This window comes from Stenotrophomonas sp. WHRI 8082, from assembly GCF_040223995.2.
Taxonomy (GTDB): domain Bacteria; phylum Pseudomonadota; class Gammaproteobacteria; order Xanthomonadales; family Xanthomonadaceae; genus Stenotrophomonas.
On sequence record NZ_CP167826.1, the window covers coordinates 2171514 to 2189362 of the forward strand.

The 17849-nt window shown below is 67.0% G+C and carries 17 protein-coding genes and 1 riboswitch; of the genes, 13 read left to right on the forward strand and 4 right to left on the reverse strand.

Annotated features, from left to right (window positions below):
* Positions 1 to 44: 44 nt before the first annotated feature.
* Complete coding sequence (locus ABRP17_RS09440) at positions 45 to 1280, reverse strand: FAD-dependent oxidoreductase (protein ID WP_349985794.1); 1236 nt, start codon at positions 1278 to 1280, stop codon at positions 45 to 47.
* A gap of 119 nt (positions 1281 to 1399) precedes the next feature.
* On the opposite strand from ABRP17_RS09440, the gene ABRP17_RS09445 reads away from it, so the two are divergent.
* The 3 genes from ABRP17_RS09445 (at position 1400) to ABRP17_RS09455 (ending at position 4299) form a co-directional block, all read left to right on the forward strand.
* Positions 1400 to 1813, forward strand: coding sequence for an acyl-CoA thioesterase (locus tag ABRP17_RS09445; protein WP_188325735.1), 414 nt, complete (start codon positions 1400 to 1402; stop codon positions 1811 to 1813).
* A 44-nt stretch (positions 1814 to 1857) separates the two neighbouring features.
* Entirely contained in the window at positions 1858 to 2679 is an 822-nt protein-coding gene (locus ABRP17_RS09450) for an NAD-dependent protein deacetylase (protein ID WP_349985795.1), read from the forward strand.
* Between the two features lie 519 nt (positions 2680 to 3198).
* Positions 3199 to 4299, forward strand: coding sequence for an NADH:flavin oxidoreductase/NADH oxidase (locus ABRP17_RS09455; RefSeq protein WP_188325737.1), 1101 nt, complete (start codon positions 3199 to 3201; stop codon positions 4297 to 4299).
* 147 nt (positions 4300 to 4446) lie between these two features.
* Here the strand turns inward: ABRP17_RS09455 and ABRP17_RS09460 are convergent, their stop codons facing one another.
* Positions 4447 to 5367 (reverse strand): LysR family transcriptional regulator, encoded by a 921-nt coding sequence (locus ABRP17_RS09460; protein ID WP_349985796.1) that lies wholly within the window; start codon positions 5365 to 5367, stop codon positions 4447 to 4449.
* Between the two features lie 121 nt (positions 5368 to 5488).
* On the opposite strand from ABRP17_RS09460, the gene ABRP17_RS09465 reads away from it, so the two are divergent.
* The 3 genes from ABRP17_RS09465 (at position 5489) to purU (ending at position 7633) form a co-directional block, all read left to right on the forward strand.
* Complete coding sequence (locus ABRP17_RS09465; protein WP_188325739.1) at positions 5489 to 5755, forward strand: DUF2798 domain-containing protein; 267 nt, start codon at positions 5489 to 5491, stop codon at positions 5753 to 5755.
* A 71-nt stretch (positions 5756 to 5826) separates the two neighbouring features.
* On the forward strand, positions 5827 to 6723 hold the full coding sequence (locus ABRP17_RS09470) for a hypothetical protein (RefSeq protein ID WP_349985797.1): 897 nt from the start codon (positions 5827 to 5829) through the stop codon (positions 6721 to 6723).
* Positions 6724 to 6781: 58 nt separating this feature from the next.
* Positions 6782 to 7633, forward strand: a complete 852-nt coding sequence (purU, locus tag ABRP17_RS09475) for a formyltetrahydrofolate deformylase (protein WP_349985798.1) — start codon at positions 6782 to 6784, stop codon at positions 7631 to 7633.
* 94 nt (positions 7634 to 7727) lie between these two features.
* Here the strand turns inward: purU and pncA are convergent, their stop codons facing one another.
* Together pncA and metE are read right to left on the reverse strand one after the other, a co-directional pair.
* Positions 7728 to 8354 carry a bifunctional nicotinamidase/pyrazinamidase gene (pncA, locus tag ABRP17_RS09480; protein WP_349985799.1) on the reverse strand — a complete coding sequence of 209 codons (627 nt, stop codon included), beginning with the start codon at positions 8352 to 8354 and terminating at the stop codon, positions 7728 to 7730.
* Positions 8355 to 8471: 117 nt separating this feature from the next.
* Positions 8472 to 10775, reverse strand: coding sequence for a 5-methyltetrahydropteroyltriglutamate--homocysteine S-methyltransferase (metE, locus tag ABRP17_RS09485; protein WP_349985800.1), 2304 nt, complete (start codon positions 10773 to 10775; stop codon positions 8472 to 8474).
* Between the two features lie 218 nt (positions 10776 to 10993).
* A riboswitch (cobalamin riboswitch) is annotated at positions 10994 to 11225 on the reverse strand.
* 75 nt (positions 11226 to 11300) lie between these two features.
* Between metE and ABRP17_RS09490 the strand changes: the two genes are divergently transcribed.
* The 7 genes from ABRP17_RS09490 to ABRP17_RS09520 all read left to right on the forward strand — a co-directional run bounded on the left by ABRP17_RS09490 (position 11301) and on the right by ABRP17_RS09520 (position 17849).
* Positions 11301 to 12098, forward strand: a complete 798-nt coding sequence (locus ABRP17_RS09490) for a hypothetical protein (protein ID WP_349985801.1) — start codon at positions 11301 to 11303, stop codon at positions 12096 to 12098.
* 76 nt (positions 12099 to 12174) lie between these two features.
* The gene (locus tag ABRP17_RS09495) at positions 12175 to 12735 is read left to right on the forward strand and encodes a sigma-70 family RNA polymerase sigma factor (protein ID WP_372486998.1); all 561 of its coding nucleotides are present in this window, start codon (positions 12175 to 12177) and stop codon (positions 12733 to 12735) included.
* Entirely contained in the window at positions 12732 to 13505 is a 774-nt protein-coding gene (locus tag ABRP17_RS09500) for an anti-sigma factor domain-containing protein (RefSeq protein WP_192082139.1), read from the forward strand. Before ABRP17_RS09495 ends, ABRP17_RS09500 begins: the two co-directional genes overlap by 4 nt.
* Positions 13506 to 13590: 85 nt before the next feature.
* Positions 13591 to 14553, forward strand: coding sequence for an acyl-CoA desaturase (locus ABRP17_RS09505; protein ID WP_188325746.1), 963 nt, complete (start codon positions 13591 to 13593; stop codon positions 14551 to 14553).
* A gap of 1 nt (position 14554) precedes the next feature.
* Positions 14555 to 15835, forward strand: a complete 1281-nt coding sequence (locus ABRP17_RS09510) for an NAD(P)/FAD-dependent oxidoreductase (RefSeq protein WP_192082137.1) — start codon at positions 14555 to 14557, stop codon at positions 15833 to 15835.
* Positions 15832 to 16599 (forward strand): DUF1365 domain-containing protein, encoded by a 768-nt coding sequence (locus ABRP17_RS09515; protein ID WP_188325748.1) that lies wholly within the window; start codon positions 15832 to 15834, stop codon positions 16597 to 16599. Before ABRP17_RS09510 ends, ABRP17_RS09515 begins: the two co-directional genes overlap by 4 nt.
* Complete coding sequence (locus ABRP17_RS09520; protein WP_192082135.1) at positions 16596 to 17849, forward strand: cyclopropane-fatty-acyl-phospholipid synthase family protein; 1254 nt, start codon at positions 16596 to 16598, stop codon at positions 17847 to 17849. The genes ABRP17_RS09515 and ABRP17_RS09520 overlap by 4 nt, the downstream gene beginning before the upstream one ends.

Consider the following 17849-nt stretch of genomic DNA (forward strand, 5'->3'; position numbering starts at 1 on the left):
TTTCAAGGCCCCGGCACCAGACCGGGGCCTTGTGCGTCTGGACTTCACCGTCCGGCTGGATGGGTTGATGCACATCGCATGCCATCGGTAACGGCTTGCAGCTCGCGCACGATAGCTTCTGCTCCGGCCCGGTCCGGGGTGTCATCTGCATTATTGAAGCCGCCTGTCTCCGCGACGTTCTGCACGAGTATCCCGTCACGACGTGGCATGACCAGAAAGCGGCCGGAACGCAGCGCATAGCGTACGGCGGGCTGTACCGATAGACGCACGGTTTGCCCTCTGACGGGAATGACGGACTCATCCCCGACCAATGCCCTGGCGCCGTAGCCTGTTGCATTGATGACCACGTTCTCAGGCAGAGCCGCCAGCTCGCCCAGAGAGCGGAATTCTCGGATCTCGATGCGCCCCCCACGCGCCAGGAACTCATCCATCAATGCCTGCGCGTAAAGAGGGAGATTGAACATCATCCCCGTGAAGCAGCGTGCATGAGGCAATGGAAAAGGATGGCTGCCGGGAGGCAGTTCAACCGATGGGGGGAGAAAGTTGCTGGCGAACTTCGCGTAACGCGGTTCGTCCATTGCGTACGGTAGCGCCTCGAAGGAACGGTCGTCATCGCGCAATGAGTTGTACGATAGCCTGTAGCCGTTGAACCATTCCACAGACATGCCCGGGTGTGCGATCGCTTGGGAATGTTCCTGGAACGAGAAGTTCGCCATGTCATTCCAGGCGCGGGTCCAGCCATCACCGTAGTCCGAAGCACAGAAGCGGGAGTCAGGCGACCACAGGCCGGTGGCACCCAAGGAGGCGATGGTGGGGGGCAATGCCTTGGCGTAGATGCAGACGGAGATACCCGCACGCTGTGCCAGCAACGCAGCACTGAGCCCCAACGGTCCGCATCCGGCAACTGCCATGGAGTCGACGTTCCCCGAGGAGGCTGCCTGCGCCAGGCCCAGCGCCTGTCGGCTGGACCCCCAGCACAGTGACCAGCCGCTTCCGCCATGACCATAGTTGTGGATGATCAGCTTTTCACCGATCTTTTCTGCTTCGATCCGCGGTCCAGCATGACGGAACGGCCGCCTGCAGGTATTTACCCGGGTTATCAGGTCAACATGCGCCTGTAAGGCGGCGACCAGACTGCAGTCGTGCGGGCATTGCGGAGGTAAGGTCGCATTCCGGTGACGATGAGCGGGCTGTGCCTGTACCGCCCGGGGAAGAAAAGAGGACGGCACGCTGGTGATCAACGCAGCCGCAGTGCCGGCAAGTAGCGCACGTCGCTTCATGTTTCGCCCTCCTCGTCCAGGGGTCCGAGTTTCTGCACGGATCGGCTGGTTCTCAAGAGAACGGGCTCACGCATTGCCGTATCATTGAAAAAATCACTCATTCGCCGATGGTTGCCGCTATGACGTCACTTCCTGCTGAGCTGCCGCCCATTGAAGTGCGCATGGCCGAGATCGTGTTTCCCAACCACACCAACCACATGGGCACGCTGTTCGGTGGCCAGGCGCTGGCATGGATGGATAAGGCCGCCTTCCTCGCCGCAGCACGCTATTCGCGCCGCACCGTGGTCACCGCGCGCAGCGACCAGGTCGATTTCAAGCTGCCGATCCGCATCGGACAGATGGTGGAAACGATTGGCCGCATCGTCGAGGTGGGCCGCAGCTCGATGAAGGTGCAGGTGGAACTCATCGCCGAAGACCTGCACAACGGCGAGCGCCAGCTGTGCACGCGCGGCCACTTCGTGATGATCGCGCTGGACGACGAAGGCCATCCCACGGCGGTACCGGCCCTGCCGGATATCTCCCCGATCGTCTGATCCGACGCTTGCGCGGGGGCGCCGCTGCCCCCATTTGATTGCGTATGAGCCAGCCGCTTACCGATTTCATCACGCGCGCCCGCCGCCTGTTCGTCCTGACCGGCGCCGGCTGCAGCACCGCGTCGGGCATTCCGGATTACCGGGATGCCGATGGCCAGTGGAAGCGGTCCCCGCCGGTGACGTATCAAGCCTTCATGGCCGAACCGGCCACGCGCCAGCGCTATTGGGCGCGCAGCCTGGTCGGTTGGCCGCGTTTTGGCCACGCCGTGCCCAATGGCACCCACCATGCGCTGGCGGCGCTGGAGGCCACCGGCAAGTTGCAAGTGCTGCTGACCCAGAATGTGGACGTGCTGCACCAGCGCGCAGGCAGCCGCAACGTCATCGATCTGCATGGCCGGCTGGATCAGGTGCGCTGCATGGGCTGCGAACAACGCACTGAGCGCGAAGACCTGCAGGATCGCCTGCTGCAGGCCAACCCGGGCTGGGATGCGTTGGACGCCGGCATCGCGCCCGATGGCGATGCGGATCTGGAAACCGATTTCTCTGGGTTCAACGTGCCGGACTGCCTGCAATGCGGTGATTTGTTGAAGCCCGACGTGGTGTTCTTCGGTGAAAACGTTCCACGCGATCGTGTCGCTGCGGTGCACGACCATCTGCAGCGCGCCGATGCGGTGCTGGTGGTGGGCTCGTCGCTGATGGTCTATTCGGGCTTCCGGTTCGTGCAGGCGGCGGCGAACGCCGGCCTGCCGGTGGCCGCGCTGAATCGCGGCCGCACCCGCGCGGACGGGTTGCTGGCGTTCAAGGATGAACGTGACTGTGCCGAGGCATTGGCACCGTGGCTGGCAGGATGCTCGCCCGCCGCGTGAGGCCTGACGCAGGCCGCGCTTCGCGCTCGCCGAGCACGGCTCCGCACTACCGGACTGCCCGCAGCGTGGTAGCGCCGAGCCACGCTCGGCGGGTTGTTTCCGGCCTCGCGGGGCCTGACGCAGGCCGCGCTGCGCGCTCGCCGAGCACGGCTCGGCGCTACCGGACTGCCCGCGGCGTGGGTAGCGCCGAGCCACGCTCGGCGGATTGTTTCCGGCCTCGCGGGGTCTTACGCAGGCCGCGCTTCGCGCTCGCCGAGCACGGCTCCGCACTACCGGACTGCCCGCAGCGTGGTAGCGCCGAGCCACGCTCGGCGGATTGGTTCCGGCCTCGCGGGGCCTGACGCAGGCCGCCCTTCGCGCTCGCCGAGCCACGCTCGGCGGATTGTTTCCGGCATCGAGGGGCCTGACGCAGGCCACGCCACCCCCCGCGCAATCCTGTGATCCAACACAGCGCTTGATCTGAAACCCCATCGGCGCTGCAATAGACCCCTGTCTTTTTCCCCCTGCGAATCCCCCCACGTGAGCCAGCTGCTGTCGCCCGTCACTCTCGGGCCCCTGACCCTGCCCAACCGCATCGTGATCGCGCCGATGTGCCAGTACTCCGCCGAAAACGGCCAGGCCACGGATTGGCACACCATCCACCTCGGCAACCTCTCGCAGTCCGGCGCCGGCCTGCTGATTCTGGAAGCCACCGCCGTAGAGCCGCGCGGCCGCATCAGCCATGCCGATCTGGGCCTGTGGGACGACGCCACCGAGGCGGCGCTGGGCACGGTGCTGGAATCGGTGCGGCGCTGGTCGCCGATGCCGATCGGCATCCAGCTCGGCCACGCCGGTCGCAAGGCATCGGTGTCGCGGCCTTGGGAAGGCGGCAAGCAGATTCCCGCCGATGATGACAATGGCTGGACCCCGGTTGCACCGTCGCCGCGTCCGTTCCACGCCGGCAACCCGGCCCCGCATGAACTGACCGAAGCCGAGATCGCCGGGATCGTTGAAGCGTTCGCTGAAAGTGCGCGTCGCGCCGAGCGTCTGGGCATCCAGCTGATCGAACTGCACGCAGCGCACGGCTACCTGCTGCACCAGTTCCTGTCGCCGCTGAGCAACCAGCGCACCGACGGCTACGGTGGCGCGTTGCCCAACCGCATGCGGCTGCTGATCGAGGTGTACGACGCGGTGCGTGAGGCGGTGTCGCCGAAGATTGCGGTCGGCGTGCGCATCTCCGCCACCGACTGGGTACCGGGCGGCTGGGACATCACCCAGACCGAGACCGTGGCGATGATCCTGGAATCGCGCGGCTGCAACTTCCTGCACGTATCCAGCGGCGGACTGGACGAGCGCCAGAAGATCGAAATCGGCCCGGGCTACCAGGTGCCCTTCGCTGCGGCGATCAAGGCCAAGGGCCGCATGCCGGTGATCGCCGTGGGCCTGATCACCGAGCCGGACCAGGCCGAGTCGATCCTGCGCCACAACCATGCCGACGCCATCGCCTTGGCCCGCGGCATCCTGTACGACCCGCGCTGGCCGTGGCATGCCGCCGCCGCGTTGGGCGACAGCGTGGCCCCCGCGCCGCAGTACCTGCGCTGCGAACCGCGCGAAGCCCGCGGCGTGTTCGAGACGCGCTGATCCGAGAACCGTCGGTGCGTGGGATGCCCACGCACCGCTTAGGTAGCGCCGACTTCAGTCGGCTGCTCTCCCGAACGCAACCGGATTCCCGTGCAGAGCAGCCGGCTGAAGTCGGCTCTACCCCGTCGGTTATACCGCGCCGCGGCGTCAGCCTGCCTGCACCTGCCATGCCGTCGGCAAGCCCGCCTGCAGATGCTCGAACAACACCCGGATGCGGGCAGTGAAGTCGCGGCGGTCGCTCAGGCAGAAGAACATCTCCATCGGTTCCGGCATCCAGCGCGGGTCGTCGGCCAGCACGGTCTGCAGGCGTCCGTCGCGCAGGTAGGGTTCGGCAACGAAGGCGGCCAGCCGGGTGATGCCGCCGCCTGCGGCTGCCAGTTCAGCCAATGCGTCGATGTCATCGCAGATCATGCCGGTCTGCATCGTGGCTTCCACGCGTCCCTGTTCCCCCAGCAGCCCCCAGCGCAGCGGCCGGCCATCAGCGGGGAAGCGGAACAACAGCGCGCGGTGAGCGGCCAACTGCTCTGGTGACGTGGGCGTGCCGGCCTGTTCCAGATAGGAGGGCGCCGCGCAGAACACGAACGGGATGCGCGCCAAGGGCCGTGCCACCAATCCATCCTGCAGCTGGGCGCCGATGCGGATGCTGACATCCACCGACTCTTCGGCATGCCGCACGGCGCGGTCGGACAGCCGCAGTTCCACCTGCAGTTGCGGGTGGCGCCGCTGCAGCGCTGGCAGCATGGGGGCCAATACGTGCCGGCCGAACGCACGGCTGCAGGCAATCCGCAGGGGTCCCACCGGCTCGATGTCGCCGCTGCTCACGGCGGCCTGCGCGCCGGCCAGGTCGGCCTCGATGTGCTGCACTTTGGCCAGGTACAGCGCGCCGGCCTCGCTGAGCGACAGCGAGCGGGTGCTGCGGTTGAACAAGCGCACGCCCAGGTGCGCCTCCAGCCGTGCGATGTTCTGGCCGACGGCGGTGGCGCTGATGCCCAGGGCACGGGCTGCGCCAGCGATGCTGCCGGCCTCGGCGGTACGGGTGAAAGTGCGGATGAGCTGGAGCAGGTTCATGACCGCACAGCGTGCCACGGTCGCACCCAAAGATCTGCTTCGGTCTGTCCCAAGCAGCAGACGGCTGTGCCGACCGGCCGTCTCGGGCATGCTGGCCCGCTGTTCCCGCAGCGCCCGTCTGATGACCGATTCCACCGCCTCTGCCCGCCGCGGCCTGAAACTGAGCCACCGCACCACGCCCTACGTGTTTGCCTTCTTCATGGCCGGCATCATGGCGATGCTGATGTGCATGGTCATCACAGCGGCGCATGCCGGCGTGGACGGGGCTTACCTGGCGCGCGTGCTGCAGGCCTATGCCCTCGCCATGCCGGTCGCGTTCTGCTGCGTGCTGGTGGTCCGTCCCCTGGTGCTGCGGCTGGTGGCCTTGACCGTGCACCCGCCCGGCTGACGCGGCGGGCGCTGGCTCCGCGCATCGCATCGTGGCAGGATCAAGGCGTTCCGTCTGGAAAGGAATTCCCGATGCACTCGATGACACGCGCCCTGCTGCTGTCCCTGCTGCTGTCTTCCTCGGTGGCGGCGGCTGCGCCTTTGGATCCGGCGACGGGCCTGGCGGCACGGATGCAAGCGCTAGACGAAGGCAGCGGAGGGCAGCCGCTCGCGCAACGGATCCAGCATCTGCGCGCGGTCTACGTGTCCGATGCACGCGTTGCAGCGCTGGACACGCAATCATCCGACCTGTGCGATACCGTCGCCGCCAGCGACCTGGACGACCTCTTCGCAGCGACCTGGCAACTCAACTTCTACGCGCGCGAACCTGCCCTGCTGCAGCGGATGACCTGCCTGTTCCAGCGCGTGAAGCAATCCGGAACTGACAGCGCACAGGCGGCGCGGGACCTGTACGGCGCACTGGTCGCACAGCGTCGGTTCGCGGCCGCCAACGCGCTGCGTCAGAGCGAAGCGTTGAAGGTGGACGAACTGCCTGTGGTCAGTGGCGAACGCACGGCGGGTCTGCAGGTGCTGCAGCTGCAGGATGCGCTGCATGCCCGCCTGGCTGAGTTGCCACGCGATGGCACCCGGGTGATCGCACTGGTGCATCCGTACTGTGGTTTTTCGATGGATGCGCTGGCCGCGATTGCCGACGACCCTACGCTGGCCTGGCTGCGGCCACAGCTGCAGGTCGTAGTGCCCAGCGACAATAGCTGGCCGGTCACCCGGATGCTCGAGTGGAATGCCGCACATCCGGATCTGCCGATGCAGCCGATGCAACCCGGCGCTGCGTGGGCCCCGTTGTTGACCGGCTCGACCCCGACGTTCCACGTGCTGCGTGACGGCGAGCTGCGGGCCAGCGCCAGCGGGTGGACAGACGATGGCGCCGCACTGCGCAAGCTGCGGTCTGTGATCGGGGAGGGACGCTGACGGTTGCATCTGACAGCATCCATTCCGCAGCGCAGCATGGTGGCCTAGACTTGGCCGGATGCGACCCGACTCCATCCTTACCCTGTCCTGCCCTGACCGTACCGGCATTGTCTACCGCGTGTCCGGACTGCTGTACGAGCATGGCTGCAACATCCTCGATGCTCAGCAGTTCGGCGATGAGGAGAGTGGCCGATTCTTCCTGCGCGTGCATTTCGACCGCGATGCCGGCTTGCCGCTGGAGACGGTGCACACGGCGATGACCGCGTTGGGCGAAGGCTTCGGCATGGACTGGCAACTGCATGACGGCCGTCGCCGGGCGCGCCTGCTGGTGCTGGTCAGCAAGCAGGGCCACTGCCTCAACGATCTGTTGTTCCGTGCCCATAGCGGCCAGTTGAAGGTGGATATCGCGGCGGTGGCCTCCAACCACGCCGACTTCGCGCCGATGGCGGCCTCGTATGGCATTCCGTTCCATCACCTGCCGGTCAACGCGGATACGCGCGACGTGCAGGAACGGCAGCTGATCGATTTGGTCGAGCGCGAGCAGATTGATCTGGTGGTATTGGCGCGCTACATGCAGATCCTTTCGCCGACGCTGTGCCGCGCGTTTGCCGGGCGGGCGATCAACATCCATCACAGCTTCCTGCCCAGCTTCAAGGGTGCGCAGCCGTACCATCAGGCGCACGCGCGCGGGGTCAAGATCATCGGGGCCACCGCGCACTACGTGACCGAAGACCTCGATGAAGGGCCGATCATCGAACAGGATGTGGCGCGTGTTGACCATGCGATGACCCCACGCGACTTGGTGCGGCTGGGCAGCGATACCGAATCCCAGGTGCTGGCCCGCGCGGTACGCCGGCATGTAGAGCACCGCATCCTGCTCAACGGGCATCGGACCGTGGTGTTCCGCTGAGGCCGAGCCCGGGTAGCGCCGAGCCACGCTCGGCGAGCGCGAAGCGCGGCCTGCGTCGGGCATCGCGTTGCGCGTTCCCGCGCGGGGCCTCAGGTCACAGCAGCGCGATACCCGCGGTCGCCAATGCCTGTCGGGTGGCATCGTCGTTGTCGGCACTGACCGGTCGGGTCAGGTCCCAGTGGAAGCCCACGGCGAAGCCGGCACTGACGGCGTCCTGTGCGGTCCACAGCACGCAGTAGTCACGCGCCAGCCCACATACATGCACCTCGCTGATGCCGCGCTCGCGCAGCCAGCCGGCCAGGCCGGTCGGCGGACGGGTGCCGTCGGGGCCATGGTTCTCGCGGAACGCGCTGTACGAATCCACCTGCGGGTTGCTGCCCTTGCGCAGCACCATGTCGGCTGCATTCCAATCAACGCCCGTATGCAGCGCGGCGCCTGCCGAACCTTGGATGCAGTGATCCGGCCACAACGTCTGCGCATGTCCGTGCAGCGGGATCTGGGCGAACGGCTGCCCGTCAGGGTAGTGACTGGCGAAGGACGCGTGGTTGGCCGGGTGCCAGTCCTGGGTGGCCACCACTGTGCGATACCGCTTCTGCGCCAACAGCGCGGCAATGGGCGCGACCAGCGCATCACCCTCAAGACAAGCCAGGGCGCCACCGGACATGAAGTCCGGTTGCAGGTCGACGACGATCAGAGCCACGTGGGCGGGAAGGGTGTTCATGGCATCAGGGTAACGGCAGGGCCGTCAGCGGGGTAGAGGCGGAAGGGTAGAGCCGACCACCCGGACGGCTCCACCTGGTCGCCTCTACGCTGCAGCGCTTCCCCCCGGGTCGTTGGATCAGGCCACGCTGGACTCCGCATGCTCGGCACGCAGTTCCGCCGCAGCGGCCACCAGCGCTTCCAGCGCGGCGCGGGTTTCCGGCCAGCCGCGGGTCTTCAGGCCGCAGTCCGGATTCACCCACAACTGCTCCGGCTTCAGCACCGACAGGGCCTTGCGCAGCAGGTCCACCATCTCCGCCTTGTCCGGCACGCGCGGGGAATGGATGTCATACACGCCCGGGCCGATCTCGTTGGGATAGTTGAAGCGCACGAAGGCATCCAGCAACTCCATCCGCGAACGCGAGGTCTCGATCGAGATCACATCCGCATCCATCGCCGCAACGGAGTGGATGATGTCGTTGAACTCCGAATAGCACATATGCGTGTGGATCTGCGTAGCGTCGCGTACCCCGCTGGTGCTGATGCGGAACGATTCCACTGCCCAGTCCAGATAGGCGCGCCACTGTGCGCGACGCAGCGGCAGTCCTTCGCGGATGGCCGGCTCGTCGACCTGGATCACGCCGATGCCGGCCGCCTCCAGGTCATTCACTTCATCGCGCAGCGCCAACGCGATCTGCCGGCAGGTGACATCGCGTTCCTGGTCATCGCGCACGAACGACCACTGCAGCACCGTCACCGGCCCGGTCAGCATGCCCTTCATCGGCTTGCGGGTGAGGGACTGCGCATAGCGAGACCAGCGCACCGTCATCGGCTGCGGCCGGCTGACATCGCCGAAGATCACCGGCGGCTTCACGCAGCGTGAGCCGTAACTCTGCACCCAGCCGTTGCCGGTGAAAGCGAACCCTTCGAGCTGCTCACCGAAGTACTCCACCATGTCGTTGCGCTCGAACTCGCCATGCACCAGCACGTCCAGTCCCAGTTCCTCCTGCACGCGCACACAGTCAGCGGTCTGTTGCTCGAGGAACGCCTCGTAGTCGGCCAGCGAAAGTCTGCCGGACTTGTGCCGGGCGCGGGCGTCGCGCACGTCCAGCGTCTGCGGGAACGAACCGATCGTGGTCGTCGGCAGCAGCGGAAGTTGCAGCGCGGCATGCTGGGCCAACCGTCGCTGCGGATAGGTCCCATGGCGCTGTGCGTCGGCCTTGCCCAAGCCGGCCAGACGCGCGGCCACGGTGGGGTTGTGCACGCGGGGCGAGCGACGGCGCGCATCCAGTGCATCGCGGTTGGCGGCCAGCCCGGCGTCCGCAGACGGCTGGCCATCAAGTGCGTCGGCCAGCACGCGCAGTTCCTGCAGCTTCTGCCGCGAGAACGCCAACCAACTGCGCAGGTCATCGTCCAGCTTCTTTTCCAGCGACAGATCCACCGGGGTGTGCAGCAGCGAGCACGACGGTGCCAGCCACAGCAGATCATGACCGCGATCGGTCTGTGCATAGCGCGCCAGGATCAGCGCATTGTCCAGTTGGGTACGCCAGATGTTGCGCCCGTTGACCAGGCCGGCCGACAGCACGCGGTCGGCCGGCAAGGCGTTCAGCACGGCATCCAACTGCTCGGGCGCGCGCACCAGGTCCACGTGCAGGCCTTCCACCGGCAGCGACGTGGCCAGGGCCAGGTTGTCGTCCAGCGCCCCGAAGTAGGTAGCCAGCAGGAGCTTGGGTCGCGCTGCCGCGTTCGCACCCAGCACCGCATACGCGCGCTCGAACGCCCCCTGTGCCGCCGCATCCAGGTCCTGCACCAGCAGCGGTTCGTCCAGCTGCACCCAATCGGCACCCGCTGCCTTCAGGTGCGCCAGCAGGTCCACATAGGCCGGCAGCAGTGCGTCCAGCAGGTCCAGCGCGGAAGACCCATCGGTCGTCTTGGCCAGTAGCAGGAAACTCACCGGCCCCAGCACGACCGGGCGGGTGTGGATGCCCAGTGCCTTGGCCTCGCGGAATTCGCTCAGCGGCTTGTCACCGCGCAGGGCGAACGCCTGCCCGGCCTGCAGTTCCGGTACCAGATAGTGGTAGTTGGTGTCGAACCACTTGGTCATCTCCAGCGCGTGCAGGTCGATTCCATCGCGCTGCAGGCCGCGGGCCATCGCGAAGTACGCGGCCAGCGGCTCACGCTCTGCAAGCGCGCGGTAGCGCGTGGGTATGGCGTCGAACAGGAAGGCGGTATCCAGCACCTGGTCGTACAGGCTGAAGTCATTGCTCGGCGGCACGTCGACACCTGCGTCGACCTGCAGTTGCCAGTGGCGTGCGCGCAGTGCGGCGGCGCTGGCCTGCAGGGTGGCGATGTCATCCTCGCCACTCCAGTGGCGTTCGAGAGCCCGCTTCAATTCGCGCTTGGCGCCGATGCGGGGAAAACCCAGGTTGGTAACGATAGTCATTGCAGCGTGTCCTCATTGCATGTCGGCATTGAGGAACGAAGGAACCGCGGGAGGTCGCGCGCCGTTGCCGGCCTACGCCCATCCTGCCAGCGACCTTCGCCCCCGCGGGCGAACCGGATGCCGTGGACAGGTGCACGTGCCGACGCATCCCGCAGGCGGCGGGACGGCATGGGCCCGGGCAACCTCCCCGCGGAGATTCCAGGTCAGATCGGGGGACGGACGTGTCCCCCGGCCGGGGCCGGTATTCGGGCTGTTGGACACGGGCGTTGCCGCCCACCTAGTGTCCGCCGCTTCCCAGGCGTTGGCCCAGTGCTGTTGGCGGAGGTCGTTTCCATTCACCGCTGCGGGGCAGCTCCGGAATGCGTGCACAGGGCACGGTCACCGGATTCCCGTTTAAATCCATCCCTTCATCCGAATGAAGCGATGGATACCTTCGGCGACCACACGTTAGGCCGAAGCGGCTGCGCGGTCAAGCGCCGTTTCGGTCACCCTGCATCCAAAGTGCCGCCTGCGCCGTATATGCCCATGAGCCCCCTGCGGACCCACGCCATGCGCGCCTCTTTCTCCCCGTTCCTGTTGCTGACCGCCTTCATGCCCCTTGCTGCGGGTGCGGCCCTGACCCGCGTGGAGGGCGTAGCGGTGTCGCCCAAAGAGGGCCGTCCGCTCTACCGCGAGACCCACTACCTGCAGGACGTGGACGGGCGGCAGGCGCGATTGGTGCTGTATCGCTGCACCGACGGGCGGCCCTTCGCGCGCAAATGGATGCCACCCGCCGCCGACGCGCAGGCGCCGGATTTCGAGTTCCTCGACGGGCGCGACGGACGCCGCGAGTCGGTGCAGCGCCAAGGGAGCAAGCGGGTAGTCAGCATCCGCTCCGCTACCGCCGCGGCCGAACAGGGCAAGGCGCTTGAGATGCCGGCCGGCGGGGTGATTGATGCCGGATTCGACGCCGCCGTGCGTGCGCACTGGTCAACGCTGCTGAGGGGCGACACCGTGGCCTTGCCGTTCCTGCTCACTAGCCGCCAGCGCTGGGTGCCGGTAACGCTGCGCCGCGTCGCCGCCATCGACTGGCAGGGGCAACCGGCCGAAAAGCTGCAGATGCAGCTCGATGCCTGGTTCGGCTTTGCGGTGCCCGCCGTGAGCCTGGTCTATGCCCGTGAGGGTCGCCGCCTGCTGGAGTTCGAAGGCACCGGCAACGTGCGCGATGCCAACGGGGCGTGGCCGCAGGTCCGCGTACGCTTCAAGGATCCGCCGCAAGCCGCCGATGACAACGTGCTTGCACAGGCGCGCGCGCAGCCCCTGGTGGCCTCATGCACGGGCTGACGGGCTTGCGATATGCGTCACGAGCAACGAGGATGCAGGTCTATCCCAGTGTGATGCGGAGCCTGCGATGCCCCAGCTGGACGCCCACGACGGTGCCGACGCGCGCCGCCTCGACGCCCTGCTCGAACAGGTGGCGGCGCAGGATCGGCCGGCCTTCGATGCGCTGTACCAGCAGTCGGCGGGCCGTCTGTTCGCTATCTGCCTGCGCCTGTTGCGCGACCGCGGTGAAGCCGAGGATGTACTGCAGGAGGTCTTCGTGACCGTCTGGCACAAGGCCCCGCGCTTCGACCGCAGCAAGGCATCGGCGATGACCTGGCTGTCCATGCTGGCGCGCAACCGGGCCATCGACCGCCTGCGTGCAGCGCCCCCGCGCGCGCTGGACGATGTGTCCATCGCCGAGGAACTGCCGGACGGTGATCTGCAACCGGCGCAGTTGGCCGAGCACAACGATGAAAGTGCACGGCTGACGGCCTGCCTGCAGGCGCTGGAACCGCGGCGGCGCAGTCTGATACGCGCTGCTTTTCTGGATGGCGCCAGCCACGATGAACTGGCGCGCCGTCTTGCCACACCCCTGGGCACGGTGAAGAGCTGGATCCGCCGTGGCCTGTCCCAGTTGCGGGTATGCCTGGAACCATGAACATCCGAGACCTCCAACAGGAAGACGAACAGCCACCCAGCGCCGATCAGTTGGCCGGTGAGTACGTGCTGGGCGTGCTGGACGCCGGGCAGCGTGCCGACGCCGAGCAGCGGATCAGCGCCGATGCAGGCTTCGCGCGACTGGTGAGTCAGTGGGAAGAGCGGCTGGCGCCCTTGCTCGAGGAAGTCGGCAGCGCGCCGGTGCCTGCGCATGTCTGGCTGCGCGTCCGCCGCGAACTGGGCTGGGCGGCCTTCGATGCGGCGCCCGCTCCCCGTCCCTGGAAACGCACCGGCTTCTGGCAGGGCGCGACGGCCCTGGCGGCGGCGTTGGCGTTGGTCGCGGTGTTCACCCGCCCGGCACCCGAGCAGCCGTTGCCGACTCCGGTCGCCACGACGCCGACGCCGGTACCGGCCAGCGAGCCGGAGCAGGCCACCCGCCCGGTTACCCCGCTGCTGCATGACGATGGGCGAGCCGGCTGGCTGGCCTCCGTGGACGCCGCACTGGGCAAGGTGCTGATGGTGCCGGTGCCCAGTGCAGCCGACGCGCAGGGCCGTGCACCAGAGCTGTGGGTGATCCCGGCCGGCGGCGCGCCGATATCGCTGGGCCTGGTGTCCAATGACCGCGCCCACACGGTGGACGTGCCGACCGAACTGCGCGCTGCGCTGGTCAACGGCTCGGTGCTGGCCATCACCCTGGAGCCCACCGCAGGCGCACCGCATGCCGCGCCGACCGGGCCGGTGGTCGCCAAGGGAGATATCGCCAACCTGTAGGGGTCCGGAATTTATTTTCCGGACACTGCATCCACACGGCCGTTGTCATCGTATCTCCTGTCAGTAGCTCCAGGAGGGATGCACGATGTCGGCCACACCTGCTTCACCCCCGCGCCGCCCGCGGCGCTGGTCCACCCTGCTGCGCTGGTTCGACACCGATGCGCGGTCGCCTGCGGCTGCAGAATCGGCCGACCCGGACGGTCATCGCATCGACTGGCTGCGGGCAATTCCGTTCGTGGGCCTGCATCTGGCCTGCGTGGCCGTGATCTGGGTAGGGGTGTCCTGGGTAGCCGTGGCCGTGGCCGTCCTGCTTTACGCGGTGCGCATGTTCGCCATCACCGCGTTCTACCATCGTTACTTCTCCCACCGCACCTTCCATACCTCGCGTGTCGTGCAGTTCCTGTTCGCCCTGATCGGGGCGTCCAGCGTGCAGCGTGGCCCGTTGTGGTGGGCTGCCCACCATCGCAACCACCACCGCCACGCCGACCAGCCGCTGGATCCGCATTCGCCGCGCGAGCAGGGCTTCTGGTGGAGCCACATGGGCTGGTTCCTGACCCGTGAGGGCTTCCGTACCGACTGGTCGCGCATCCCCGACCTGGCCAAATACCCGGAACTGCGCTGGCTGGACCGGTTCGACACCCTCGTACCGGTCGCCTTGGCCGCCGCGCTGTTTGGCCTGGGCGCGCTGTTGCAGCACGTTGCGCCGTCGCTGGGCACCACGGGGCCGCAGATGCTGGTGTGGGGCTTCTTCGTGTCCACCGTGGTGCTGTTCCATGCCACGGTGACGATCAACTCACTCGCCCATCGCTTCGGCAAGCAGCGCTACGACACCGGCGATGACAGCCGCAACAACCTGTGGTTGGCCCTGCTGACCTTTGGCGAGGGCTGGCACAACAACCATCACTTCTTCCCCGGCACGGCCCGCCAAGGCTTCCGCTGGTACGAAGTGGACATCACCTGGTACGGGCTCCGGCTGATGCAGGCGCTGCGCCTGGTGAACGGCCTGAAGCCGGTTCCCGCCTGGGTGCTGGCCAAGGCGAGGAGCTGACATGCGCATCGCCGTGATCGGGTCGGGCATCGCAGGATTGGCGAGCGCCTGGTGGCTGGACCGCCAGCATGAGGTCACCCTCTTCGAAGCAAACGACTATCTGGGTGGCCATACCCACACGCACGCGGTGCAGGTGGATGGCCGCACCGTGGCGGTCGATACCGGCTTCATCGTCTTCAATCCCCAGCACTATCCGCTGCTGACCGGCCTGTTCGACGAACTGCAGGTGGCCTCGCAGCCGACCACCATGAGCTTTTCCGCCCACAGCGAACGCAGCGGTGTCGAGTACAACGCGACCTCGTTGAACACGTTGTTCTGCCAGCGCCGCAACCTGGTGTCGCCGCGTTTCTGGGGGATGCTCGGCGACCTGCGCCGCTTCTATCGCGAGGCACCGGCATTGCTCGAAGGCGATGAAGCCGGTCCGACGCTGGGCCAGTACCTGCACGATCATCACTATGGCGAGGCCTTCATAGAGGAACACCTGCTGCCGATGGCCTCGGCGCTGTGGTCATCGCCGGCCAGCACGGTGCGCGATTTCCCGGCGCGCTATCTGGTGCAGTTCATGGCCAATCACCAGATGCTGCAGATCAGCGCGCGCCCGGAATGGCGCGTAGTGCAGGGCGGATCGGCACGGTATGTGGATGCGCTGCGCCGCCGCTGGCAGGTGCGCGAGCGGCTGGAGTGCCCCGTGCTGGCGGTGGAACGGCTGGCCGATGGCGTACTGATCCACAGTGCGGCCGGTGCCGAAGGCTTCGACCACGTCGTGATGGCCTGCCACAGCGACCAGGCACTGGCGCTGCTGCAGGACCCTGACGCGGTGGAACGCGGTGTGCTGGGCGCCATCCGCTACCAGCAAAACGAGGTCGTATTGCACACCGATGCCAGCCTGCTGCCGCGCAACCGGAAGGCGTGGGCCGCCTGGAACGCCCACGTGCCGCGCGACCCGGCGCAGGCCTGCACGGTGAGCTACTGCATGAACCTGCTGCAGGGGCTGGATACGCCGACACCCCTGGTGGTGACCCTCAATCGCAGTGAGGCCATCGATCCGTCGAAGGTGCTGCGCCGCCTGCGGTACGCGCATCCGGTGCACGATCACGCCATGGTGCGCGCACAGCGCCGCTGGCATGAGGTGCAGGGGCGCCGCCACACCTGGTTTGCCGGCGCCTACTGGGGTTGGGGTTTCCACGAGGATGGCATCCGCAGCGCACGCCGCGTGGTGGACGCCCTGCATGCCGTCAGTGCCGAAACGCACTGGCCGCAGCGCGAGGCAAGCACGGTATGAGCAACAGCGCGATCTACCGCGGACACGTCGTGCACCGTCGGCACCTGCCGCATGCGCATGCGTTCCGCTACCCGATCGCGCAGCTTCTGCTGGATCTGGACGAAGTGGACACCGTATTCGACCGACGCTGGTTGTGGTCGGTGGGTCGCCGCAACCTGGCCGAGTTCCGCCGCAGTGACTACCTGGGCGACCCGGATCAGCCACTGGCCGAGGCGGTGCGTGACCGCGCTGAAGCGGTGCTGGGCCATCGTCCGGTCGGCCCGGTACGCCTGCTTGCCCACCTGCGGCATGCGGGCCATGTGTTCAACCCCGTGAGTTTCTATTACTGCCACGCCGCCGATGGCGAGACCCTGGACTGCATCGTCGCCGAAATCACCAATACGCCCTGGAAAGAGCGCCACGCCTATGTGCTGCCGGTAGCCGATGCGGAGACGCGTGGCCGTGCGCTGCGCTGGCGCTTCGACAAGCAGTTCCATGTCTCGCCCTTCATGCAGATGGACTGTCGCTACGACTGGCGCTTTACCGTACCCGGCGACGACCTGCGCGTGCACATGCAGGTCTGGCGCGAAGGACAGCGCCAGTTCGATGCAACGCAATCGATGCAGCGGCGTGCGCTGGACGGCCCCGGGTTGGCGAGCGTGCTGGCCCGGCATCCGCTGATGACCCTGCAGGTGGTGGGCGCGATCCACTGGCAGGCAGTGCGGCTCTGGCTCAAACGCAATCCCGTACATGACCACCCTTCGCTTGCAGGCAAAAACCAATGAACGACATGAGCCACCGCATCGCCCTGCCCCAACCCGGTCGCCTGGACGCATTCCTGCGCCGGCAGCTGCTGGCCAAGCTGGCACCGCTGCAGGGCGGCTGCCTGCAGGTGCGTGACGCGCTGGGCGAAGTGCAGCTCGGCGTGGCGGGCAGCGGGCCCACCGTGACCGTGACGGTCGACGATCCTGCGTTCTACCGCGCCGTGGCGACGCAGGGCAGCGTCGGCGCCGGCGACAGTTACATCCGCGGCCAGTGGCGCTGCAACGACCTGGTCGCGCTGGTGCAGTTGTTGGTTCGCAACCGCGACCTGCTCGACGGGGTGGAGCGCGGTCCGGCGCGGATGGGGGGTTGGATGCTGAAAGCCTGGGCGTACCTGCGCCGCAATACGCGCGAGGGCAGCCGACGCAACATCGCGGCGCATTACGACCTGGGTAACCCGTTCTTTTCGTTGTTCCTGTCCGACGACCTGATGTATTCCTCGGCGCTGTATGAAGACGGCGATACCCTGGAGCAGGCCTCGCAACGCAAGCTGGCCCGCATCTGCGAGCAGCTGCAGTTGAAGCCGACCGACCGCGTGGTGGAGATCGGCACCGGCTGGGGTGGCTTCGCGCTGTATGCCGCACGCCATATCGGCTGCCATGTCACCACCACCACCATATCGGTGGAACAGCACGCACTGGCCAGCCAGAGGATCGAAGCGGCCGGGCTCAGTGATCGCGTGACGCTGCTGCTGAAGGACTACCGCGACCTGGAGGGGCAGTACGACAAGCTGGTGTCCATCGAGATGATCGAGGCGATCGGCGCGCAGTACCTGCCGACCTACTTCGCTACGCTGACCCGCCTGCTGAAACCAGAGGGCCTGGCCCTGCTGCAGGCGATCACCATCGAAGACGAGCGCTACCAGCAGGCACGACGCAGCGTGGACTACATCAAGCGCTTCGTGTTTCCCGGCAGCTTTATCCCGTCCATCAACGCCATCCTGGCGGCGAAGACGCATAGCAGCGACCTGCAGCTGATCGGCCAGCACGACTTCGGCTATTCCTATGCACTGACGTTGCGCACATGGCGCACGCGCTTCATGGCGCAGTTGCCGGCAGTGCGTGCGCAGGGGTTCGACGAGAACTTCATCCGCATGTGGGAGTTCTACCTGGCGTATTGCGAAGGCGGTTTCCTGGAGCGGTCGATCGGCGTGTCGCATCTTCTGATGGCACGCCCGGGCTACCGTCCCGTTGCGCTGAGCGGAACGCACTGA